Raw genomic sequence first — 22549 nt, forward strand, 5'->3', positions numbered from 1 at the left:
GTTATTTTACCCGCCGCTGAGTTCGATATCTGTATCCTTGGCGACTTGTAAGATAAAGGCATCAAGTCTAGTTGAAGATTTTACTGCTAATATGGATTCTGGCAGTGATATACCTAGTCTTAAAGCCCAAATGATGGCATGACGTGGATTGTGAATAGCCAATAATGCTACTCCAAGTTTTTGGGTGCACATATTTTTTGACACATTAGAATCGAGTTTAATTCCTAGTGTACTTGACCAGAGATATTGACTTTGATTGAGATATTGCTTGCTCAGCAGCCAAGAGCGATCACTCGCGTCACCTTTGCGAGCTTGGTATATGACTACGCTACCCAATACTTTCACTAAAGCAGTAATTTTTGAACGTCTAGGTGTAAACCATACCTGTACCTCACTCTCGGTTAGTGATGTAAGCACACTATATTGATCCGGGGAAAGTCGCCGATTGACCAGTAAATAATGTAAGTATGTTTGATGAAGTTTTTTATACTTTTTCATTACCCGTATTCTGAAAAAAATAACTGACAGTTAATGTATCCAACTCTGAAACTAAGCCTTTCAAAAAACGCTCAATATTCAACTTATTTTCACGTTCGATTTCATCAAAGCTAAAAATAATAACCGAGACTCGCTTATTTTTTTCCCCAGTGACGATAACACTGCTCCGTAGCACATTGGGAATAACACTAATTTTGTTATATATTTCGCGGCTCTCAAGCAAGTTTCCCTTCACTATCTCTAACTTACTCAAGCTAGCAAATTTTGACTCAAGCAGATCATTTAGATCTTCTCGTTCAAAATAGAAATTGAATTTTGTTAACACTTCTCTCGCCTGAGCTAAGTGATCTTTATCAACATAGACAAGATGACGATCCTTACTAATAGATAAAGAAGCGGAAACCTGATATCGGGCCAGCAGAACAACCACTTTATTAGCTGCATCAGCGGAATCAAAATTGGCAACTTCTACTCGGCCCTGATCATTACATCCAAAGAGTACAAGAAAAACTATCCAGTACAGTTTTTTCATCACTGGGCCTTCATGACATCATTTATTGCAGTGGCAGACTTCGAAGCAATTTTAGTTACTGTTTCCTGATACATGCTGTAATGAAATACCGATTGTTGTAAGGCCAACGTATCCTGCAAGGTAATCGTTTTGCCATCATTTATCTTCTGTAAATTATTCATAATCTCTTGAAAACCTTCACCAATATTATTAAAGGTATCTTCAAATACAGAAGGTTGTATCGCTTGTACATTAAGATCTACCATTTCTAAACAACTCTTTAAATCAATACGCTTCACAATGTTTGATATTTAACCGCTGCTATCGTTAGCAAGCAAATGAACAAACTGGAATCAAAGTGAAAAAACACGAGTTTAAAAATAACTTTTTAATACAATGAGTTAATTAATAGCCCCCGAGTTATTAGTTAAACTCCTAACCCGTCATATCCAAATATATGCGCTTTAGGAAAGTATTTATCGGCTTCAGTTTTACGCTTTACCCAAAACTTCAACACCTTTCCTTCTCTAAGTAAGTCATTTGTAGTCGAACAGCTTCGCTATGGCCTACAACATAAATATTCTTAATACTTTATCGGGTAGACAATTGATTGCTAAAAGGGCTATAGATGACACCATTAGTCACATGACGAACACGCGTTGCATTGGATTTAGAATCAATAGCCACTTTTTCAGTGCATTATGGAGCCAGCTTAGTCGGATATACTGGAGACAGTTGATGAACAGATAATAATGAAAGAACATTAAAATTAACTAAATCATTCCTCTTGAATCATCAACTGCAGAAATTTCATTCCTGAATAATGATGTAAATTACTGGCTAGACTTTGATATATGCAACCATGTTATTGAACAGTTTCAGCTTACCGGCCAACACTCGTTCTACATTAGCGATATCTGCGGAAAACTCTGTCACTACTGTTAATTTCTCTTTCTTTATATTGAAAAAAACGTCTTCATCAGACATGAGACTCTCTATTATTTTAGGTGCTTTATTTTTAAGCATGCGTTGATCACGCAAGGGGATTTCAATAAAAGTTTGCAATGTTCTATCATTTATATAAACAAATATCTCTTCTCCGCCATTCAATTCGATTGCGATAGGATCATCACCCTCGATGCGAGATAATAAGCTTGGTGACACATTAAAATCATCTACGAGTGTTTTATAAACAATTTCTCTGAGTTTTTTCATAATACCTTCCGTTTAAAAGTTAATATTTAACTATTCAATGTTAGAGTTGCCCAAAAAGCAGATGGAATTGATCATAAATCCCACCGCCAACTTGTGTAAGTAAAACGATAAATACAACTAATTTAGCCGCCATAGGTAAGCCTGGATCTTGCACACTAAACACAGTTTGCAACAGACCGACAATAACTCCCGTGACGACAAAACTAAGCGAAAAAATAATAATCGCACTCTTGAGAATGTCTAAGCATGCCGCTGTGACATCAATGACGGTCATAATAATCCTCAAGAAAGTTAGTCACTTTGTTATCCTCAAACTGGAATACGTAGTACTTATTGCGAAAAAATACTCGATAGGTGTTCAATTGCGCATATTGGGTAAAATACTCGGGTGCGATTTGGTAATGCAGCATCAACGAAGACAATACAGGTTGGACAGTCATGCCTGCACTCACAGCTCCAATCGCCACAAGTTTAGAACCTAGACTTGGTAATTCCATCTGAGTTACTAAAACTGAAGATTTTTCCTCAATAAAAACCTTATTTATGTGCTGACCTCCCTCCTTTACTTCTAAATTTGAATGAACTGGTACAAAAGCTTTAATAACCGGGTCTTCTTTCTTCTCTCCGGCGGATAAGCCTTTATTAGCATTCGATTCTCGCTGTACTCGAGTCAAAACAGGTACATTAGAGTGAGCAACTGTTAATTCTGATTGCTTTTGAAGATTCACTCCAGACTCCCCCTCCATAGCCGCCAACCGACTTATTGGTGGTGATTTAATTGGTGACGACTGAGTAGGTTGAGGCACTGCCGCCATAGACTGGGGTGGTGTCGTCAGTGAGCGCGTAGCCTGTTCTGAATTCACAACTGGTTGCTCTACTATCAAGGATTTGCCAACCAGCGTCGTTGACACTTGAGCATTCGCTCCAGACTCTCGTCCGATAACAGCGGACGGCTGACTTATTAGTGGCGACTTAATTGGTGACGACTGAGTGGGTTGAAGCACTGCCGCCATAGACTGGGGTGGTGTCGTCAGTGAGCGTGTAGCCTGTTCTGAATTCACAACTGGTTGCCCTACTATCAAGGATTTACCAACCAGCGTCGTTGACACTTGAGCATTTGCTCCAGACTCTCGTCCGATAACAGCGGGCGGCTGACTTATTAGTGGCGACTTAATTGGTGACGACTGAGTCGGTTGAGGCACTGCCGCAATAGATTGAGGTAATCGCGTCTGTGAGCGCGTAGCCTGTTCTGAATTCACAACTGGTTGCCCTACTATCAAGGATTTGCCAACCAGCGTCGTTGACACTTGAGCATTCGCTACTGACTCAAACCCCATTGCCGTAGTAGGTTGCTTTATTAGTGACGACTTGAGTAATGGCTGAGAAAGTTCAGACTTTGCCCTCAGAGGGAGCGTAATCTTATCCGCACCTACTGTTGACTGAGCTGTGTTCAAAGACTTGCTGACTGGCACCGTTGAAGATGACACCTGGGTATTCATCGCAACCTCATCAGTGTTGCTCACTTTTAACTGAGATTGAACATGATTCGCTACTGGTATTGCACGTCTAGGCCGCTGCAAATTAGCCACATTTGCCAATGGTTCACTGGTCTCGAGTTTAAGCCGACTGCCACTAACTGCATCAGACGAATGGATTCTGATAGCTTTACTCGCCGAAAATATATGCTGCCGAAGTGGTACATAAGCCGTGACAGGTACAACATGCCCCCAAATAAAACCCTCTTCTTGCTCAGCCTCATGGCTTTTAATGGCCTCCTTTTCACCATCAAATGTTGATGTATCATGAGAAGAAGCCTGCCGTTTTGATAGATTCAAAAGCTGTTCAAATTCGCTCTCTACTGGGCTCAAACAGGCTATTTGGGCAACTGGGGCAAGTCTATCCATCTTTGTCATTTTGTCACTCATCTCTTAACTGTTCTTGGATCTCAGCTAAAGCGTCCTTTCGTTTTTCTTGCCTTCGCTTTTCAGCGATAACAAGGGCAATCTCGGCTGCTAATTCATTAGCATTTTGCTGGGTCACAGACGCATCGAAGAATAAAGACTCGATATGAGACTTAACGCTTTCTCTTCGCTGAAACAAACGAGAAAGCCCATTTAATTCGTCTTTAACGACTAGACTTTTTAACTTTTGTTGCTCATTGGCGATTAATGCCCATGAGGCCTCTATCGAATCCAATAGCTCTTGATGCTTCAAATTTAGTTTGGCTAATTTACGTTGTTGCTTGCCAATTCTGATGTCAACTACATCAATAAGTTGACCAAATTCGATCCATTGCTTGGAGGGTTTCTTCATATTCGACCCCGTCGTAACCTTGCTTCAAAAACTCCATGATATATGGGAAGCGCTCTATCGCTTCGTCGGTCGCCAAATCGTTACCTTTCTCGTACTCACCGACTCGGATTAACAATTCAACATTAAAATAGCGATACACCATATCTTTGAACTTTTCAGAAAGACTTACATATTGAGGATCCTGAACTTTATTTTGTAGACGGCTCTTACTCTTTAGTACATCAATAGCAGGATAACGGCCAGTAGAAGCAATTGTCGTTGAGTAGACCAAATGTCCATCAATCAGTGACTTAACTTCATGTGCAATAGGATCTTCATCAATTTCTTTTTCAATCAATACCGTAAAAATTCCAGTCACAGAGCCATGAATAGAGTTACCACAATTCTCTACCAGTCGTGACAGTGCCAAAGAGACTCCGATCGGAATTCCGCCCTCGATGGGAGTACCATCTAACATGGCTTGTGCACGTGCAAAACGTGTCAATGAATCGAAATAGAGCACCACTTTCTTGCCCTGAGCCATGTAATGCCGAGCAATAGATACAGCGACTAAACCCGATCTCACTTTCTCCAACGGATTTGCTTCGGATGTAGACACTATAGTGATCGATTTTTGAATCACAGCAGGACCAATCTCCCCCTCCAAAAACTCAACCACCTCCCTTGCACGCTCACCAATCATGGCGAAAATCACCACATCGGCATCCATGTTATTTGCCATGATCGAAACCGTAGTAGTTTTGCCAGCACCTGCGGGGGCAAATAGGCCCAAACGCTGCCCTACTCCAATGGTGAATAAGCCATCAATAATTTTAATTTTTGTTGGAAAGACAGTGTCGATTGGTGCGCGAATATTAAGCGGTATAGGCTTATCGATAATGGGTAAATCATAGTAATCACCCTCACCGGCCAAATATTGTTCACCATACAATGACTCGCCATAGCAATTAATGACCTTACCAATAAGAGCGGTTTCATTCAGCGGGAAACAGAAGCGCCGTGGGGTAATTTCAACTTTACTTCCCCGTTGAATAGCCCCTGGCTGAAGCAACTTAATTTCTACTCTTTTACCAGTAATTTTCATTATCTCACCACGAATGCGCTCATTAGCGACTGTGATAATGAAGCACTCCTGCCCCACAAAAGTATTTATACTGACATGACAAATCACTGTATCTTGATAAGATTCTTTAACCTTAAAAAAATGTTTGATCATGACTAGATAACCTTAAATGACACTGATACGTAACGTTTATATTTACGTTTAGTTTCCTTCTTACTCTTAAATAATTCACCTAACCAAGGAATACTTGAAAGGATAGGGACACCACTCTCGACACTATCAGTCACTGTATTGTCAAATCCTCCAAGAATAACGGTCTGCCCTGGTTCAATATAGACTTCTGATGTCAAAGATTGAGAGTTAACTCTAGGCGCCTGAGTCGCTCCGCCTTCTGTCTTATCATCACTCAGTGACTCTTCTATATAGCTAAATTTCGCCTGCACTTTTCCTGATGGCAATAAACGGCCAGTGACATACAAACTATTTTCGGCCTCAATTTTTTGAGTTGATACTTGCTTATCAGATATAAGTACAACTGTAGCCGTTTCTTTTTTACCAAAATGCCCTTGCTGGTTCTCTAAGACTAAGAGATTAGTTTCATATACTCCTCTAGCCATATTATTAGTATACAAAGCTTGAAAATTTTTGAAAAAATCTACTGTATCCGTAAAGGGTGGAACGATAATATCGTACAGACCTCGACTGCCATTCAACCATGAACTATTAACACCTAGTGCTTCAGTTCGTTCTACCGAAACATCATAAACCCGAAGGAAAAATAGCAACTGCTGCCGTTTAACATCAATAAGAGTGGCAATACGCTTAGCTAACTGGATCTCCTCAGGGGTACCACGAACTAGCAATGCATTACTTCCAGGTAATACCTGGACTTTAGAGGTAAACTCATCCTCTTCAAGCTGTTGTTTATCATTTTGGTTAAGTTTTAGTTTATAAGCGCGCTTAACCATTTCTCCATCGCTAATATTCTCAAACTGACCAATTTTCTCAATTGCCGATGAGATTAAAGACTGCGCACCAGGAAAAATAACATTACCGTCATATGAATCAATTTGGCGATCCATAACAGATATATAATCAAACTCGATCCGTGCCAATTCCAAATTATTACCATTCTCTAAAAACTGATTTTTATCAATCATATTAGAGTAGACAACAACGTCATTAACAAACTTACGTGTTCCTGAAATAAAGATAGAGTTGCCACTGCCCACGAGTTCAATTTTCGTCGTATTATTGGCTCTGAACGTACTCTTTAATTCTTTAAGCAGGCTAGCTGGCGTAATATTTCTGGGTTTAAATGCATGATTTATATAAGCCTGACCAGAGTGAACCGTTAGTGTCCCGCCATATACATACCAATCAAAATCATAAACATCAGAAAGCTGGTCCAACAAATCGAGACCGTCACCAGAGAGTGTTTGAGTAATAGGCTGTTTAGCCTTTTTTTCTTCAATATCATCAACTAACTTTAGCTGCATATCCTTGGCTATTGCCGCCAAGGCGCCTTTCAAATCGATATCAGACTGCTTGATAAATACCTTTGCCTGACAAGTAAATGCCGTAAACAAAAGGAAAATAAGTAAGATTCTAGACTTCATCAAGTATCTCCTTCATACGTTCCTGACTAACTTTCATTTGTCTGATACTTTGATTAATAATGGCCTGCTCTACTATTTTCATCGTAAACTCTTCTTCAGTAACATAATCATTTTGCTTACTAGCGTGTACTTTTACTTGGCTATCGGAAAATTGTTCACTTAAATGTACTTCACCAGCAGCTTTGAGTTCTGACTCAAACTGAAGGGCATCCTTTTCTGAAGTGGTTTTAATTTGCTGACTATTCAATGTGACATTCAATAAATTAATGTTACTCATACCCTGCCTTTTTCATTATTTGTTTAAAAACATAAAACTGATCTTGTAACAGCCATAGGTTAAGAATAATAATCATGGTGATAGCTTTAATATCTGCTGTTGTACTAATAGATAAAGAAGCTTTTTTGAAAAAAAGGTCAACATAGCCACAACAAATAGTAATACACAACAACAGAACCATGTATTTACCAGTCACCATAGCCATCATAGTTAAGCTATCAGTGATGTAAAAATACAAAGTATCAAAACCAACATTAGCACCTTGTTCAATATTCTCTGAGATCACCGCCAGCAAAGGTCTAAAAACCACACCAGAGTCCAAGGCATACATCAAAAACATCAAAGAGCTAATCTTAGATAGCGCTTCAGACTCATCAGTAAAACGTTTATCTTGTACAGACTGTTCGTTAAGCAATAATAACTGTTGTATAACACTGCCAACCATACCACTGAGCCAATAAGGTACAGATGAAAACATAGCAAAAATAATAACGCTTAATACCCAAAAAGGAGTTGGAATATTTCCTAAATCACTAGAATCTATAACAATTGCAAGTCCAATAGCAATAGCAAGTGCCGTCGAATTATCAAGATAAAGACGTGTTGGATTATAAATTTTTAAAAATAAAAATAATCCTGCAAATAACAGCCAGTTAGGAAATAAAAGCATGTCCATATCACTGGAGCGCTCTAAATAAAATAGTCCAACTATCAGAAAAATAAAATACTGCGAGTTTTACAGGTGTCGATATTACCGTCGGTGATAACATAGTCATACCTACACCACTGAGAATCACGGCAATTAGAAAATCAATACTCACAAATATCATGTATAGCTTTAGGCCAAACTCGAAACCTTGATACAAATCTAAAATCAGATTACCAAGAAAATATTTTAGTGTATCACTCCCTGAGTCAAAATTAAGTGGAATGTCAATAATGCCAGTTAGTTCATTAGTTTTACGCTGCGCCCTCGCCAACAGTTCAGGGAAAAACTCAAATACATTGCTGACCAGATAATACATAGTCACTTGTTCTGGCTTTTTATCCTCAAATAGGGAGGATGATTGCAAGACGTCAGGGTCTATTCCTCCATTAATCTGCTCAATAAAATATGGCTTAACCCTCTCTAATCCGGGTTTTATATCAGGCCAAATACTATTAAGCGCCATTAATGCCGCAAGTAAATTCACTACTATTGTAGGTGGAATTTGTTGTGTACCCACCGCATTTTTAATGATGTTAAGTACAATATTATATTTAACATATCCAGAGAAACAGATAAAAAAGACGGTAGACAACAAGATCAGAGTCAGGAGCAAAATTAAATTTGCTCCTGAAAATGCATTATCTGGATTCAATAATTGCAACATCTATAGCACTCTCTATTGCCCATAATGCATTATAAAATTAAAGTTAAATGTTTCTTGCCGCTGCAGAAATAGAGTCTTTAATTGATTTTAATGTAGTTGTTGAGGTTTGAGCGGTAATGCTTTGATCTGCCATTAACTGTTGTAGCGATAAAGAATCAGATGCACTCAAAATAAGTGTACCATCTTTATCTGGTGTAAACTTTCCATCTTTATCAACACTTCCAGTATGATCGGTAATGAATGTACTGACCTTATCGTCGGCATTATTAACTAAACCGCCAAAAACACCACTTATATACCCAGTTGATAATTGTTGAGCCATTTAATACATCCCTAGTTATTCATACGTTTATTTCTAATGCTTAACATGCCTACTTATACTTAACATGCCTACTTAATTTTACATACATGCACACATGCACAAACTTCTAGATAGCTCTAGAATGCGCAAAATATAAGCCATCTGCGCCAGGCCAAGCCAGTGAAAACTTCTGATAAAACACGGAAAAAGCTCATTAAAAGCACAATCAGCTAATGTATTAATTTATCCTTGGCGCTTTGCGCGTCTGTTGAACACGGCCAAAAACCACTGATTAATATGGTTTTTTAAAAAATCAAATTACCGTAAATCACAATGACCTGTATCTTCTGAACCTTTAAGCTGTAGGCCGCGCCGAACATTCTGCATAGATATTATCTCTTCCCATACATTTAAGTTAAATCAAGCTGCATGACTTATAGTCATTTATATGTTGAATCGACAATTTAAACTCATAAGACTTGCATGGTAACCTTTGCCTTAATATTTCATAAACAATCTTACAATTATATCTAACTAAATATACTAATATTCACTATAAATATTGCAATTAAAATTTTAGGTGTCTATGTCTCTTGTTCCAATTTCAATACGATCTAATCTTGGATTAAGTGTTTCATCGATCGAATTGAGTAATCTTGAAAATATAGATGTGAAAAGCATTAATAAAGTCGACATTTCTCGGTTAGACAAAACATTATTAGTAACAAAAAAGCCTGTTAAACGGGAAAAAGTTATAATATTGAAGGATAAAATTAGTGATGCAAAATATGGTCGAATTTTTGATGTAAAACGAGAAGAAATAAAAAATGAAGTATCAACACTTAGTACTAAAGGATTAACGAAAAGTGTATTAAAAGCATTCAATAAAGATAAACGGCTTGCAAGCATCATTCATAAGACTAATGATAAAACGATTGGCCAATCTGCTATCATTAGAGATTTCCAGCTCGTAGGGGTTAAGCTGACCACTCTCCCTAGCAATTATCGAGAATTATTTGAATTCATAAGAGCAAGCTTCTCAGATAATAGTGTGGTTGATGGCATTTTCAAAAAATATGAAAATCGTGGTCAACTTGATGAAGCTTTAAAACCTAACGCGACTAAAAAAATTCTCTCGATACTTTTTTCATTACCACAAAATCAACAACTGCTTGCCAATTATTTCGGTGGATGTCTTGATGTCACTTGGGATCAATCGAGCATACTGAAGAATATTCAAGTAGGTAAAGATGGGCTATGTTCAACGCTCGCCATAAAATGGTGTGCTGACAAACATCAGGGTGTTCACTTTTTTAATGATATGGACACAAAAGAGGGTTTAGAAGAAGTTGTTAACCTAAAAATAAACAAAGAAGTAGCATCATATTTGCAATCTAGTGGGTTAGCTGTCTCGGAAAATGAAACAAACCTTAATATAAAAAAGGCAGGTTTCCATTTATTGGGTCTTTCTCCCAAAAATAAAGGTTATGGACATGAAGTCGCAGCATTTATCGACGACCAAGCGAAACAGTACAAATATTTCGATCCTAATCTTGGAGAGTTTTCTTTTTCAACGTCAGAAAAAATGAAGTCATTTATTCTGACTTCATCGACCAGAATATATACAGACTTAAAGCTGGATCAAGACTTAATATTAACTGCAGTTGAAGAAAATAATTAGCATAGCTCCGAAAATTTCTCTGATTTCCCAGTAAAATCCACTTTTCAAAGAAGGAGGTCGTCATTGCGACCTCCACTATCTGCAACTCTTAATGGAGAAATATTAACCTAGCCTTTTTCACTTCAATTGGTTGCTCGCAGCTTTATAGTGAGGATATTGAGTAACCATTCACTTCCCGACCATTTTTGTCCAGCCGTTTAACACTAACCAATACCCAATGACTATTCAAATTAATGAGTTTTATTTATTATAATCAACATAACGTTGACCATAATAATAAGGACCATGTTGTTGCTTAAACTCACGAACCTCCCTAGAGCGTTCGCTATTGCTCCTCGTTAATCCTATCTGTTTTGCATCAATAGGCAGATAGTCATATCTTCCATGTGAATTTTTGACTTTCATAAAATTATCAGGCTTTACATCAAAAGGTCTAAAACCTGCTTGTTCCATCATAACCAGCACTGAATATGGAATTTTTTCATGATTATCTAGATGCTTTGCACCTGGTATTTTTTGAAAAGTAAACACTCTTACTCGTGGAGAGCCACATACTCTATCATCCCTCATAGTAATAAGGTCATTGTTCGCAAAAATTGCATACTTACCATCATAGAAATTATGATTACGATATACATCATTTACTCTTAAGTCGGCATTAGTTAACGCTCCCCACGTACTATCTTGTTTAAAGATCTTATACCCTCTCCCTGTTTTTTTATCGATAAATACTTCTCGATTTGTCCCCTCAAATTTTTCATATTTTCCCGCCTTAGCCTCCTCTTTTAATTGAGATATTGTTTCTGGATGACGGATGTTTATTGAGTCAACATGACTTGACAGTGCTAGATGCAATGGCAGAACTTCATGCTGCAGTTGTGGCTTCAACCTTGGTCTTGGTAGTAGTAGTTTTTGTGGTGTAGCTAGCTTAGCTAAAAATGTGGCTATTACTTCCCTTTTTTGTATATTCAGGCTCCTTATCAAAGTTTGCTTTAAGCGTAAAATATCCACATTACGAACACTTTTTACATCCAACTTTTTTAATTCACTCGATGATATATTTAACCCAAGCTTTTCTCGAAGGGAAGGAATTATAATAAGTGACATATACACCTCTAAATTTGTTGATGAAAAGCACACCATCTTCCACGAAGAATGCAATCAATGACTATGCAAAATATACATTAATATTATTCTCATACTACAAATGGCTTTAGTTTATAAATATAAAAACATTAACCACATCTTAAATAACATCTGCAATAAAAAACCACTTTTAAAAGTGGTTTTTTATTAACACTGAGACATTGTGATATCAATTAATGCCAGAGACAAACTCATTACCTACGATAAGTCGTTGCCATCAAGTCTGTGATTTTTTTATCTGCATCAGAAATGGCACTCTTTAAACTACTATACATTTCATCATGCTTCATAATTTTATCATTTTTATCCAATACACCTTTATTTATTAGCATATTGGCTATATATGCCCCCTGTATCACTTCAGGTAAACTATGATGCACAGGCTGCTTTACGCTATCACCAACTAAGTGGTCTAAGCATACATCAAGCACTTGTTCGAAATTAAATGTAGCATTGGTGGCACGACAGAGTTTAGCTGTCTGAATGGTATAATGCAGAGCATTTCCAGATACACCTGCAGTGAAACCCTCCATATCAGGACGGCTGAAATTATCCATATTGAGGTTTACAGCTAAATCAAGTATATCTTGGCCTAACGTATCGATATTATTTTGATACACTTTTTCGTTAGGCTTAAAATCAAAATGTAACCCCCCAGAAGCTAAAATCCCCTCATTAAATAAGCCACTTTTACTTTTACTGGAATCGACAGGGTCCCGCATAATACCTTGCAAGGCACCACCAAAAAGCTGACCTAAATCAACTGGCTCACCTTTTTCACTCATAAATGCGTTTAATGCATAGGTTTCATGGAGCTTAGCGCTTGGTCTATCTAAAAGGCTGCTAGGAAAGCCAAAATTCTCAACTAATATCTTATTATTTCTTGCTTCAGTTTCATTTTTAACAACCGCAGCATCACCAGGAAACTCTAACACTAAATTTTCTGGTTTCAAGAGTTTGTTTGTATAAAGGTTATTACCTTGAGTGTCCTTCAATGCATCTTTAGTTAATTTTTCAAATAAGTGTTTCTCTTCACTTTCATTCAATTTTTCATTTTTTGATAATTTGTCTCTGATTGTGTTCAAACGTTCAGATAACTCACTTTGATTAGAATTCATAAACCCATCAAAACATACTGATAACCGTGAAAAGATCTCTGCTTTATGCACTAGTGTAAATTGATCAGATGTCACTTTGACAGGCTTACTTTGATCGCATTGAAGAAAGTTTTTCACATATACCTTCTTCCCACTTAGATCTACATCATCTGTTGCCGTATTAAGAATATTAGTTAAACTAGATGCCATTGCATCGAGAGCCCGTTCAGAAGCAGTACTTTTACCATTTATTAATTTATTTTTAATTAAAGAAGAAAAAATTTCACTGCCGCTTTTTAGTTCTACTTTTACTTTTTGGTAAGGTTTTGGACTCAACAATTTACTTAAAGAAACAATGGGATCTTTATTCTCAATGTGGGAAATTTTTTTGACATCTAAATCAATATTTTTTTTATCCATGATTTCAGATGTTTCAGTCTGTCCGCATGCAGCTAGTTTGTTTAATGAAAGCATAATATCTCCTAGAGGTTGAGCTTTAATTATCCATCATCCTGCACATCAATATCACCAGATTACTTATGAAAAAATCCGTAAAAAATAACTATCACCGAACGACATGTATAACAACCAACAGTCGCGCTTATACCAAGATGTAAAAGTGACTTTAAAGGAGCAAAAAAAGCCTTATCCTTGGCTCAAATCTCTGTAGAGAAGCCCATAAATTATAGAATACTAGTAGAATATTTAAGACAATCTTGCGTATGATTTCATTTCGTTTCAAGGTTGAATTTGAACGTGAAAAATTACACTAAAAATCTTTTAGATTGAATCAACTATTATTTTAAAAAACAAAAGTCAACCAATATGAATCTTGGCACGCATAAGTTTAAATTTACGTGAAATATAATTTTAAAAAAACTTATTGAAAACGACTATTGCTCCTACTGTTAACATAGATGCAAGAAGAGCAGAGAAAAAACATACCAATAAAAAATATATATTTCTCATTGGTATGTCAGTACGAATTGATAAATTTCGTTCGATTGAATATGGAGAAACATTGATATTACTTAAGGATTCTTTACGACTCTGCTTAATATTCTTTATCTCAAAAATCGGATATTCCTCTTCAATTAAAACGCCTGAAACACTTTCATCCAGAATCAGTATATAACCTTCTTTAGAAATGGTTTTTATTTCGCACGCTAAGTTATCAAATTGCGCAAGAGATTTTCTTAAATTAGAAATGGCTTTGGTCAATGATGTTTCACTCACGAAAACCTTACCCCAAACTTTTTCTTGTATATACTCCTTACCTACAACTTCATTTACATGATCACATAGTAGTTTTAATATTACAGCCTCACGTCCACCTATGCTAACTACATTATCCTCAGTGCTAACCTGTCTTTTAAGCACATCAAAAACCATCTGATTTCCTAACGCATAGTTTCTTGCCATTGCTATTCCTCCTAAGAATTACTCGTTCATCACAAAATTAACTCAGAGTTACATTGTGGTCTTTTTTTCAGAATAAAGTAATAAAAAATCGCCAAAAAAAGATGAATTAACCAGAAAAAAATCGAAAAAAACACACTCAAAAAACAAGGTGCGGACCTTTTGCAGCTTTGAAAACAATGGAAAAACAAACGAAACCAAATGTATCAAGCTGCCGAATGTAAATACTAATTATTAAGATTACAGTACATTGTGCTGATATGCTTAGAAGGTGATAAGGAACTACGGGAACCCCAGAGAATATAACTAACAAAAACCTAAATATTCATACTTTAAAATATGACACACTTTATTATACTCACCTTAATTATTTTAAATTAAAAATTTACCTTTAGGAAAGTTTAGTGTTGAAACTTAATTTATTAATGTGTACACATATGTTTATGTTTACAAATCTATATACATTAAGTCATAAGCCAGGCCCAAAATATCTACTTAGACCCGACTTACTATTTTTAGCTTAACTGTTAGAATAACCCAGTTTTAATTGTAATGTTTTTATTAACTCACTCTGTTTTTTGACCAAAGCCTCCTGTCCTAAAAAGGTAAAGTCTTCAAATCCAGTTTTCATATGAATCGATAGAAATCTTGATATATCTGCTTTAAGACTGTCGGCTCCATGGATGTTTTCCATGAATTGCTTTTCCAATTTTGCCTGCGCATCTTTACCATTCTTAGTAGCGAATCCTTCCATAAAAGGCATTTCTGTAAGAACTTTGAGTGCTGACTGACGGTAATTGCTACCTAGTAAATTCAATTTTTCTTCATTTGTCGTCAGTTGATTGGCTGTGCGACGAGCCCCATCTAAAATGGCTTCCCCTTTTTTCATCTCAATGGCGCCACGGCTACTATCCGAGCGGAAAAGCCGTGTTTTTCCTGAATCGAGGCGACTCATCGTTTCAGTGGCAACACCTTTACGCTGCGTCTGGAAAGGCTGATCAGACACAACATCGGCTCGCTTCCATAGATCAGGAAAACGTTTCACTTCGGCCCAATAACTTGAAATCGATTTAGACTGCCCGTTCATTGCCGCCTCTAACGCATCAATATCCTCATACTGCCCATATTGATCGAGTAAAATGCCTTCCCAATTAACCTCCATAGCATTGACAACATAATCACTAATTTGTTGGCAGAGCAACTCTCTATTAGCTTGATTCATATTGGGCGCTGTTTTAAGTAATTCATCAGAGTAGAGTTCATCCATGGGCTCATTTTTTGTTGCAGGTGCCTGAACATCGTCATTTTTGATTCCAGTAACTGCTTTTTTAAGGTTGTTTTTATTGAAACCTGTAATTGCATTTAGCAAAGCGTCCTTTCCTCCACCTGACGGCGCAACCACGTCACTTGCCATCGCACCTACTGGCAGGATCGGAGCCGGTGGCGGCAAAGGTGGCGGTGGCGGTGGCAATGTACCACTTGCCATAGTTAATGCGACAGGAGGCTGAATATCTCCTTGCACTGTGGATGGTGCAGTACTTTGGCTGGATAAAACCATCCGAGCGTCTTGCATTTTTTTCAATACTTCTTGTAAAAATGAAGTATCGGCATTGGGCGTCACAGGTCGCGCTTTCTGATCTGCCGTTACCGATCGCAACTCAACGCCATCACGAATCGCTTGCATTAATGACAGTCTAGAATCCGCATTTTGCTTCGGCGCTGTAACTGCCATTTTGGCAACTTGGGCTGGTTTGGCTAACTGAAGCGGTTTATTCGCAACTGACTTTTCTTTGCCATTCTTCGAGCGAGATTTAAGACGGATAGATTGAAACAGCGATAAAAAACGCTTTTTTATACTAGGCCTATTACTCACCTGCTTAATCTCGAGTTTATCAGTTGCGGCGTTACTGACGCCCTCACTCTTGATATCTGATGAAGGTGGATTGATGATGTGATTGGAAATTGGCATCCGGTACTCCTCTGGTCATAGGCTCACTAATGTTATAAATGTGTGAGCAATTAACTATCTACTCCATCACTATATAAATAAGTAGAAGAGGGACACACAGACTTTGTCTGAAATATTCTGAGTAAAAGTGGAATGACTTAATCACTCTGTTTATTTAGACAAGTAAAAGTAATCACTAGTTAGTTAAAAATTAGGATTGTGCAAGTAAATTAATCATTTTTTATTCATCATTTGCCATTAACCATTAATAAAATTTTCATTTATTTTAGTATTAATATTCCATTCAGAGATTTGATAATGCCGATTCATACAAGCAATTATTCTAATTTTTCCAGCTATAAAAGCTACAATCAATTCGCAGCTATACCTAACACGCTCAATATCGTAAAACTTTCCCAACGTAGAGCTGATACGCTAAAGCCTGTGAAAACGATAAGTTCATTCGCAGAGATCAACAATGTCAAAAAATCTCTCCATCGAGTGAAAATCGAAGCGGCTCAGCTAATACAAAAAAGTTATCGCTCTTATCAACAAAAAAAAGCTGAAAAAGAGCTCAATACAGTAGGTATTAAATCACTCACAAATGCTAAGGCAGGACGTAGCTACTTCTATAATGCACAAACCGAATTAGTCGCAAAAACACCAACTAAGTTTCAACCTGCTGGGAAAGGAACCTTCAAACAGTTAGTACGCCAAGATAGTCAATTTGTGCAATTACATATTCATAATGACACGTTTGATATAGATAAAAATAAATACAACCAATTAGCAATGAACCAACTTAGATCGCATCCTTCAATTTGTCCTTCTATTTATGTAAACGATTCGACCATGATTGCCCATAATGGTGGCATTGAAGTAGCGCAATTAATTGAACAAGGGGACAAGATTCCCTTAATTCACTTTAAATCACTCTTAGAAGATTTATGTTCCTTACATAGCGAGGAGATATTCCTGCACGATATTAAACCTGAAAATCTAACCTATAAAGGCAGCCATGTGCATCATATTGATGTGGAAAATCTGGTCGCGGCGGATTATAACGATGGCGATAATGGTATTGTCTGCACGCCAGAGTACACCACAGCGCATTTAACAAATGCGATTTTAAACGGGGATCCACTCGCAGACCAAAACCACGATAACTACGCCATTTTATTGAGCATGATTGAAGCCACTAGCGGTGACTTCTTCCCAAATGCCCCAGTTGTAAACCCACAACGTATTTTCGGGCTCATGGGTAAGGATCTAATAAGAGCTCAAGGCTGGATACAAGAGCACATCAAGCCTGAGTACCAAGCGACAGCAGGAGCATTACTTAAGTGTCCAGGAACCAATAGCGATTCAACGCCCTTAATCGATATGATTAATTGGAAGTAAACTGTCTCAAACCGCTTGTAACAATCAATGATTGGAGCTCTATTTACATAGATAGCTCCATAACCACTTTTTATGGTTATGGAGCTAACAACGGTTCTTAGTTCTGTGATGACTTTATGAGCTGAACGTGCAAATAGTACATTCATCAAAGTATGTGTACTATTTCTATCCACTAAATCATCTCTGTGCATAATGGCTTTTAAATCACCTCTTTTACTGATGCCAATTTAGTTACAATTTCAGCTATAGCGTGAATAAACGCGAGTATTCCCATGCAATTTCATTTGCTTAGTATTAACATTGGGCAATCAATGTCAGCATTTATCGCATTCAAGTTACTAAGGTGAGCTAGTCGCCTTGGTTGAATGCGGCTATATTAGGCAGATTCGTTTTCAATTTCAGCCAGTTGGTTAATCTTAACTGTTTCTCATCAGTAGAATAAGCACCAATCTGAGCAATTAAAGGACATCCCATGGGACAAGAAACCTCGAAAATCCTCGTCGTCGATGATGATATGCGCCTGCGAGCGTTACTCGAGCGTTACCTGATGGAGCAAGGTTATCAGGTGCGCAGCGCGGCCAATGCCGAGCAGATGGACCGCCTATTAGAACGCGAAAACTTCCATTTACTCGTGCTCGACTTGATGTTGCCCGGTGAAGATGGCCTGTCTATCTGTCGTAGGCTGCGCCAGCAAGGTAACCCCATTCCGATCGTGATGCTGACGGCCAAGGGCGATGAAGTCGACCGCATTATTGGTTTAGAGTTGGGCGCTGACGATTATCTGCCAAAACCTTTCAATCCACGGGAATTACTTGCGCGGATCAAAGCCGTGATGCGTCGCCAAACCCAAGATGTGCCCGGTGCGCCCGCTCAGCAGGAAGCACAGATTAGCTTCGGTGAGTTCTCGCTGGATTTAGCGACCCGTGAGATGTACCACGGCGACGAATCGATTGCGCTCACTAGCGGTGAGTTTGCCGTACTTAAAGTGCTCGTCACCCATCCACGCGAACCCTTGTCTCGGGATAAGTTGATGAACCTCGCCCGTGGCCGCGATTATTCGGCGCTAGAACGCTCCATCGACGTGCAAGTGTCACGTCTGCGCCGCTTAATCGAAAAAGATCCCGCGAATCCTCGCTACATTCAAACTGTGTGGGGATTAGGTTATGTGTTTGTACCCGATGGTGCCGCGCGTCGATGAGCCGCGCTGCCATCTTAATCTCCTGCGGTTATTGAGCCCACGATGAAACCTAAGTTTTGGTGGCGGTTTGTTCCTCGCAGCGCATTTAGTCAAACCGTGATGCTGATTGGTTGCCTATTACTGATCAATCAGTTGGTGTCTTACGTCACGGTCGCCGTCTATGTACTTAAGCCAAGTTACCAACAAATTAATCAGTTAATCGCTCGCCAAGTCAAATTACTGTTTGTCGACGGCATAGATATTGGCCGCGAACACTTAACCATAGTCGATGCCCTTAATGCCAAAGTCCACGACGATGGCATGAAAATCTACAATCAACAGCAAGCGCATGAAGCGGGTATTGAGCAAGCCACTTACTATGGTTTCTGGTCATCGCAGATGTCGGAATATCTTGGTGGCGATGCTGAAGTCCGCGTCACCCATGGCAGCGTATTACAGATTTGGATCCGTCCACCACAGGCGCCCTCTATTTGGATACAAGTGCCACTTATCGGCCAAAATGTTTCAGATCTTTCGCCACTCACCCTTTATTTAATGGTGATTGGCGCACTTAGTGTCGCTGGGGGATGGTGGTTTGCTCGCCAGCAAAACCGCCCACTTAGGCGACTACAAAAAGCCGCGATTTCAGTCTCCCGCGGTGAATTTCCCGATCCCTTGCCGCTAAAAGGTTCGAGTGAAATTGTCGAAGTTACCAATGCTTTCAACCAGATGGCGAACAGCATGAAGCAACTGGAGCAGGACAGAGCGCTATTGATGGCGGGGATCTCCCACGACTTGCGCACACCGCTCACCCGTATTCGCCTCGCCTCTGAGATGATGGTAGAGGAAGATCAATATCTTAAAGATGGCATAGTCAATGATATCGAAGATATGGACGCCATCATCAGCCAATTTATTGCTTACATTCGCCAAGATCAGGAAACCAGCCGTGAGCTAGGGCAAATCAATAAACTCATTCAAGATATCGCTCAAGCAGAAGCCAATCGCGCTGGTGAAATTGAAGTGCTGTTAACTGACTGCCCAGAAGCCCAATTCCAAGCGATTGCCATTAAACGGGTACTGAGTAATTTAGTCGAAAATGCCTTTCGCTATGGTTCAGGCTGGATCCGCATTAGCTCGCAGTTCGATGGCAAGCGTATCGGTTTTAGTGTTGAAGATAATGGACCAGGAATTGACGAATCGCAAATTACCAAACTATTTCAACCTTTTACCCAAGGTGATATCGCCCGTGGTAGTGTTGGTTCGGGCCTAGGCCTCGCCATTATCAAACGGATTATCGACAGACACCAAGGGCAAATTACCCTCTCCAACCGCGCCGAAGGCGGTTTAAAAGCCCAAGTGTGGCTGCCGCTAGAATAACGCGAGATCACATATTTGCAAATCAAATGACAACGCTGACATCCAAGTGAGCACTTGTCATATTAATGTCACCTTAAATTCATAAACTCAGCACAGTTACTGGCTCTGACCATTATGAAGATTGCAAAATGAAAATTTCAACGCTGTCGCTTTCTGCTTCTGCCCTGTTGTTATTGCTCGCGGGATTGCTCGCAGCCGTAGTGCTGTGGAGCAGTGATCAGCGACAACAAATTGAGCAGCAAACACTGACATTACAAGCTATTCAGCAGGATTTTCTCGTCGGTGTACGCCGCGATCTCGATGGCTATTTAGCCAGTGGCAACGCTAGCCAACTTGAACAAGCGAAAACCAAACTCAGCGCCATTAAAAACCAGCTCACGCAGCTTAACCTCGCAGCCATGGGCGCTACCGACAATGACTTGCAAGCCAGCCTAAGCAACTTCATTCAAGATTTAGATACCAAGTACCGCGCCGCGGGTAAACTCGCTGGCAACCCTAGGCAACTGCTCGCCCACGCGGAATCTGAAATGCTCGACTACAACCGTCGTCTGGGCAGTTATGCCGATAAAGGCTTAGCCACAAATGCGGCGGTCGCCGAACAATATCTGCAATTGAGCCGCGATTTACCTTCTATCGTCTACCAACTTTCCCAGTTGACCGATGGTTATCTGATCGGTAAAAATCAGCAGCTCAAGGGCATTTTAGACAGCACCAGCAAAGAGCTAAATACGTGGCACGACACCCTCAGCGCACTGCCGTTAATTGGCGTATATGAACAGCAAGAAGCCGATGAATTTGCACTCGGCGCCAGCGAACCGGAACAAATTGAAATCGGCGAGAGTGACCGCAGTGAACTGCTGAGTCTCGCCAATCGATATAACAAAGAAGTCGCCAATACCCACCAATTACTGCAAACAAACCAAGAGATGCAAGATCAACTCATTCAAGCGATTAGCAATGTGGAACAACAGCTTATTGGCTTAGGTGAGGCTCAGGCAGCAAAGAACCAGCAGCTGAAATATGAGTTACAGCTAATCCTCTACACTATGGTTTCCATCATGGCCTTGTTTGCGATTGGTTATTTAATCCTGCAGCAAAATCGCGTCGTCAAACCGCTAAAACGTCTCAACCAAGCTTTTATGAAATTAAGTGAATCGAACAGCCGCGAGCGTTTAGACATTAATCGTCGCTGCGAAACGGGCCAAATCGCAGGTCATTTCAACCAGTTGCTGCACAGGTTTGAACAGGAAGACGAGGCACAGCGCCAGCAAATCACTAAGGTTTCTCAATCATTAAGCCAACTGGTGGCGCGTATTACTCAGCTATCACAACACACAGAGCATACCCAAACGATTGTGGCCGATACGCAAACACAGACCGAGCATATCCGCAGCCTCGCCAATGAGGTGAGCCACACTTCGGCACTTGTGGAAGACAGCGCCGCCGAAACCATGCGCCAAATGCAGTCGAGTCAAGCACAAGCCGAGGCGGTATTGAGCGCGACCGAGCAAACACAAACCGCGGTCGGTCTGTGCCATTCGTCCCTTGAAAGCCTGAATAACTCAGTGACGGATGTATCGAAAATCATTGATGTGATTGGCAATATTGCCGAGCAAACTAACTTACTCGCCCTTAATGCTGCCATCGAAGCTGCGCGGGCTGGCGAGCAAGGTCGCGGCTTTGCCGTGGTGGCCGATGAAGTGCGTAATTTAAGCCAACGCACCCAAGTGTCTTTGAATGAGATCGTGAAAATTCTGCAACAACTGACCCAATCAAATCATGCTCTCAGTGAGAGTGTCGATGGCATAGCACAGGCGACAAGCAGCCAAAAACTGCGTGCTCAGAGCCTGTGGCAAGTGGCGCAAACAGTGCAAAACCAAGCAAGTGAAATGGCTAATACCGCCAAACAAGGCTCGCTAAATGCCAAAGAGCAAGTCGATTATCTCGATGAATTTGTTCGCACTATGGATAGTTTAAAAGAACAAGCGCAAACCAGTTCACAGCAAAGTGAGGTCATCGCCCAAGAAGTACAGCAGAGTGTAGAAGATATTGAAACCAGCTTGGGGATTGGGCAAAGCCAAATAAACCGTGCGGCCTAAAACCGCACGTTTACTCACTTAATTTCTCTAT

At 39.6% G+C, this 22549-nt stretch carries 22 protein-coding genes; 5 read left to right on the top strand and 17 right to left on the bottom strand.

Annotated elements, in window-relative coordinates:
* Positions 1 to 6: 6 nt before the first annotated feature.
* From L5L94_RS08315 to L5L94_RS08375, 13 genes are all read right to left on the bottom strand, one after another.
* Entirely contained in the window at positions 7 to 498 is a 492-nt protein-coding gene (locus L5L94_RS08315) for a regulator (protein ID WP_263162472.1), read from the bottom strand.
* Positions 485 to 1030 carry a type III secretion protein gene (locus L5L94_RS08320; RefSeq protein WP_173248282.1) on the bottom strand — a complete coding sequence of 182 codons (546 nt, stop codon included), beginning with the start codon at positions 1028 to 1030 and terminating at the stop codon, positions 485 to 487. Before L5L94_RS08320 ends, L5L94_RS08315 begins: the two co-directional genes overlap by 14 nt.
* Positions 1030 to 1308: a type III secretion system inner rod subunit SctI gene (gene sctI, locus L5L94_RS08325; protein ID WP_263162474.1), complete on the bottom strand. Its 279-nt coding sequence runs from the start codon at positions 1306 to 1308 to the stop codon at positions 1030 to 1032. Before sctI ends, L5L94_RS08320 begins: the two co-directional genes overlap by 1 nt.
* A gap of 541 nt (positions 1309 to 1849) precedes the next feature.
* On the bottom strand, positions 1850 to 2224 hold the full coding sequence (locus tag L5L94_RS08330) for a hypothetical protein (protein WP_173248284.1): 375 nt from the start codon (positions 2222 to 2224) through the stop codon (positions 1850 to 1852).
* Between the two features lie 40 nt (positions 2225 to 2264).
* On the bottom strand, positions 2265 to 2498 hold the full coding sequence (locus tag L5L94_RS08335) for a flagellar biosynthetic protein FliQ (RefSeq protein ID WP_173248286.1): 234 nt from the start codon (positions 2496 to 2498) through the stop codon (positions 2265 to 2267).
* Entirely contained in the window at positions 2485 to 4137 is a 1653-nt protein-coding gene (locus L5L94_RS08340; RefSeq protein WP_263162477.1) for a hypothetical protein, read from the bottom strand. The genes L5L94_RS08335 and L5L94_RS08340 overlap by 14 nt, the downstream gene beginning before the upstream one ends.
* A 4-nt stretch (positions 4138 to 4141) precedes the next feature.
* Positions 4142 to 4537: a hypothetical protein gene (locus tag L5L94_RS08345; RefSeq protein WP_173497860.1), complete on the bottom strand. Its 396-nt coding sequence runs from the start codon at positions 4535 to 4537 to the stop codon at positions 4142 to 4144.
* Entirely contained in the window at positions 4491 to 5753 is a 1263-nt protein-coding gene (gene vscN2 / locus L5L94_RS08350; RefSeq protein WP_263162481.1) for a type III secretion system ATPase VscN2, read from the bottom strand. The genes L5L94_RS08345 and vscN2 overlap by 47 nt, the downstream gene beginning before the upstream one ends.
* 2 nt (positions 5754 to 5755) lie before the next feature.
* Positions 5756 to 7219 (bottom strand): secretin N-terminal domain-containing protein, encoded by a 1464-nt coding sequence (locus L5L94_RS08355; protein ID WP_168826338.1) that lies wholly within the window; start codon positions 7217 to 7219, stop codon positions 5756 to 5758.
* Positions 7209 to 7496, bottom strand: coding sequence for a hypothetical protein (locus L5L94_RS08360; protein WP_173248293.1), 288 nt, complete (start codon positions 7494 to 7496; stop codon positions 7209 to 7211). The genes L5L94_RS08355 and L5L94_RS08360 overlap by 11 nt, the downstream gene beginning before the upstream one ends.
* Positions 7489 to 8166 (bottom strand): type III secretion system apparatus protein VscT2, encoded by a 678-nt coding sequence (locus L5L94_RS08365; RefSeq protein WP_263162485.1) that lies wholly within the window; start codon positions 8164 to 8166, stop codon positions 7489 to 7491. The genes L5L94_RS08360 and L5L94_RS08365 overlap by 8 nt, the downstream gene beginning before the upstream one ends.
* A 7-nt stretch (positions 8167 to 8173) precedes the next feature.
* Positions 8174 to 8869 carry an EscR/YscR/HrcR family type III secretion system export apparatus protein gene (locus L5L94_RS08370; protein WP_168826332.1) on the bottom strand — a complete coding sequence of 232 codons (696 nt, stop codon included), beginning with the start codon at positions 8867 to 8869 and terminating at the stop codon, positions 8174 to 8176.
* A gap of 43 nt (positions 8870 to 8912) precedes the next feature.
* Positions 8913 to 9191: a hypothetical protein gene (locus L5L94_RS08375; protein ID WP_014620520.1), complete on the bottom strand. Its 279-nt coding sequence runs from the start codon at positions 9189 to 9191 to the stop codon at positions 8913 to 8915.
* Between the two features lie 565 nt (positions 9192 to 9756).
* On the opposite strand from L5L94_RS08375, the gene L5L94_RS08380 reads away from it, so the two are divergent.
* Positions 9757 to 10851, top strand: coding sequence for a YopT-type cysteine protease domain-containing protein (locus L5L94_RS08380; RefSeq protein ID WP_173497859.1), 1095 nt, complete (start codon positions 9757 to 9759; stop codon positions 10849 to 10851).
* A gap of 240 nt (positions 10852 to 11091) precedes the next feature.
* Here the strand turns inward: L5L94_RS08380 and L5L94_RS08385 are convergent, their stop codons facing one another.
* From L5L94_RS08385 to L5L94_RS08400, 4 genes are all read right to left on the bottom strand, one after another.
* Positions 11092 to 11958 (bottom strand): hypothetical protein, encoded by an 867-nt coding sequence (locus L5L94_RS08385; RefSeq protein ID WP_168826328.1) that lies wholly within the window; start codon positions 11956 to 11958, stop codon positions 11092 to 11094.
* 233 nt (positions 11959 to 12191) lie between these two features.
* Complete coding sequence (locus tag L5L94_RS08390; RefSeq protein ID WP_168826327.1) at positions 12192 to 13568, bottom strand: hypothetical protein; 1377 nt, start codon at positions 13566 to 13568, stop codon at positions 12192 to 12194.
* A gap of 396 nt (positions 13569 to 13964) precedes the next feature.
* Positions 13965 to 14516 carry a transcriptional regulator gene (locus L5L94_RS08395; protein ID WP_173497857.1) on the bottom strand — a complete coding sequence of 184 codons (552 nt, stop codon included), beginning with the start codon at positions 14514 to 14516 and terminating at the stop codon, positions 13965 to 13967.
* Between the two features lie 517 nt (positions 14517 to 15033).
* Positions 15034 to 16482, bottom strand: coding sequence for a WH2 domain-containing protein (locus tag L5L94_RS08400; RefSeq protein ID WP_263162490.1), 1449 nt, complete (start codon positions 16480 to 16482; stop codon positions 15034 to 15036).
* A gap of 297 nt (positions 16483 to 16779) precedes the next feature.
* Here L5L94_RS08400 and L5L94_RS08405 point away from each other — a divergent pair, with 297 nt between their 5' ends.
* From L5L94_RS08405 to L5L94_RS08420, 4 genes are all read left to right on the top strand, one after another.
* Positions 16780 to 17862 carry a hypothetical protein gene (locus L5L94_RS08405; protein WP_168826321.1) on the top strand — a complete coding sequence of 361 codons (1083 nt, stop codon included), beginning with the start codon at positions 16780 to 16782 and terminating at the stop codon, positions 17860 to 17862.
* A gap of 472 nt (positions 17863 to 18334) precedes the next feature.
* On the top strand, positions 18335 to 19060 hold the full coding sequence (gene ompR, locus L5L94_RS08410) for a two-component system response regulator OmpR (protein WP_006079507.1): 726 nt from the start codon (positions 18335 to 18337) through the stop codon (positions 19058 to 19060).
* Positions 19061 to 19102: 42 nt separating this feature from the next.
* Positions 19103 to 20419 carry a two-component system sensor histidine kinase EnvZ gene (gene envZ, locus L5L94_RS08415; RefSeq protein WP_263162494.1) on the top strand — a complete coding sequence of 439 codons (1317 nt, stop codon included), beginning with the start codon at positions 19103 to 19105 and terminating at the stop codon, positions 20417 to 20419.
* Between the two features lie 128 nt (positions 20420 to 20547).
* Complete coding sequence (locus L5L94_RS08420; protein WP_263141449.1) at positions 20548 to 22518, top strand: methyl-accepting chemotaxis protein; 1971 nt, start codon at positions 20548 to 20550, stop codon at positions 22516 to 22518.
* Positions 22519 to 22549: the final 31 nt, after the last annotated feature.

It is taken from the genome of Shewanella sp. SM21, from assembly GCF_025654335.1.
Lineage (GTDB): Bacteria > Pseudomonadota > Gammaproteobacteria > Enterobacterales > Shewanellaceae > Shewanella > Shewanella oncorhynchi.

Coding starts and splice junctions, on each gene's coding strand:
- L5L94_RS08380 (WP_173497859.1), top strand. CDS start 9,757: ATGTCTCTTGTTCCAATTTCAATACGATCTAATCTTGGATTAAGTGTT.
- L5L94_RS08365 (WP_263162485.1), bottom strand. CDS start 8,166: ATGCTTTTATTTCCTAACTGGCTGTTATTTGCAGGATTATTTTTATTT.
- L5L94_RS08340 (WP_263162477.1), bottom strand. CDS start 4,137: ATGACAAAGATGGATAGACTTGCCCCAGTTGCCCAAATAGCCTGTTTG.
- L5L94_RS08360 (WP_173248293.1), bottom strand. CDS start 7,496: ATGAGTAACATTAATTTATTGAATGTCACATTGAATAGTCAGCAAATT.
- L5L94_RS08355 (WP_168826338.1), bottom strand. CDS start 7,219: ATGAAGTCTAGAATCTTACTTATTTTCCTTTTGTTTACGGCATTTACT.
- L5L94_RS08395 (WP_173497857.1), bottom strand. CDS start 14,516: ATGGCAAGAAACTATGCGTTAGGAAATCAGATGGTTTTTGATGTGCTT.
- L5L94_RS08345 (WP_173497860.1), bottom strand. CDS start 4,537: ATGAAGAAACCCTCCAAGCAATGGATCGAATTTGGTCAACTTATTGAT.
- L5L94_RS08375 (WP_014620520.1), bottom strand. CDS start 9,191: ATGGCTCAACAATTATCAACTGGGTATATAAGTGGTGTTTTTGGCGGT.
- L5L94_RS08335 (WP_173248286.1), bottom strand. CDS start 2,498: ATGACCGTCATTGATGTCACAGCGGCATGCTTAGACATTCTCAAGAGT.
- vscN2 (WP_263162481.1), bottom strand. CDS start 5,753: ATGATCAAACATTTTTTTAAGGTTAAAGAATCTTATCAAGATACAGTG.
- envZ (WP_263162494.1), top strand. CDS start 19,103: ATGAAACCTAAGTTTTGGTGGCGGTTTGTTCCTCGCAGCGCATTTAGT.
- L5L94_RS08400 (WP_263162490.1), bottom strand. CDS start 16,482: ATGCCAATTTCCAATCACATCATCAATCCACCTTCATCAGATATCAAG.
- L5L94_RS08390 (WP_168826327.1), bottom strand. CDS start 13,568: ATGCTTTCATTAAACAAACTAGCTGCATGCGGACAGACTGAAACATCT.
- ompR (WP_006079507.1), top strand. CDS start 18,335: ATGGGACAAGAAACCTCGAAAATCCTCGTCGTCGATGATGATATGCGC.
- L5L94_RS08320 (WP_173248282.1), bottom strand. CDS start 1,030: ATGAAAAAACTGTACTGGATAGTTTTTCTTGTACTCTTTGGATGTAAT.
- L5L94_RS08330 (WP_173248284.1), bottom strand. CDS start 2,224: ATGAAAAAACTCAGAGAAATTGTTTATAAAACACTCGTAGATGATTTT.
- L5L94_RS08385 (WP_168826328.1), bottom strand. CDS start 11,958: ATGTCACTTATTATAATTCCTTCCCTTCGAGAAAAGCTTGGGTTAAAT.
- L5L94_RS08370 (WP_168826332.1), bottom strand. CDS start 8,869: ATGTTGCAATTATTGAATCCAGATAATGCATTTTCAGGAGCAAATTTA.
- L5L94_RS08405 (WP_168826321.1), top strand. CDS start 16,780: ATGCCGATTCATACAAGCAATTATTCTAATTTTTCCAGCTATAAAAGC.
- L5L94_RS08420 (WP_263141449.1), top strand. CDS start 20,548: ATGAAAATTTCAACGCTGTCGCTTTCTGCTTCTGCCCTGTTGTTATTG.
- L5L94_RS08315 (WP_263162472.1), bottom strand. CDS start 498: ATGAAAAAGTATAAAAAACTTCATCAAACATACTTACATTATTTACTG.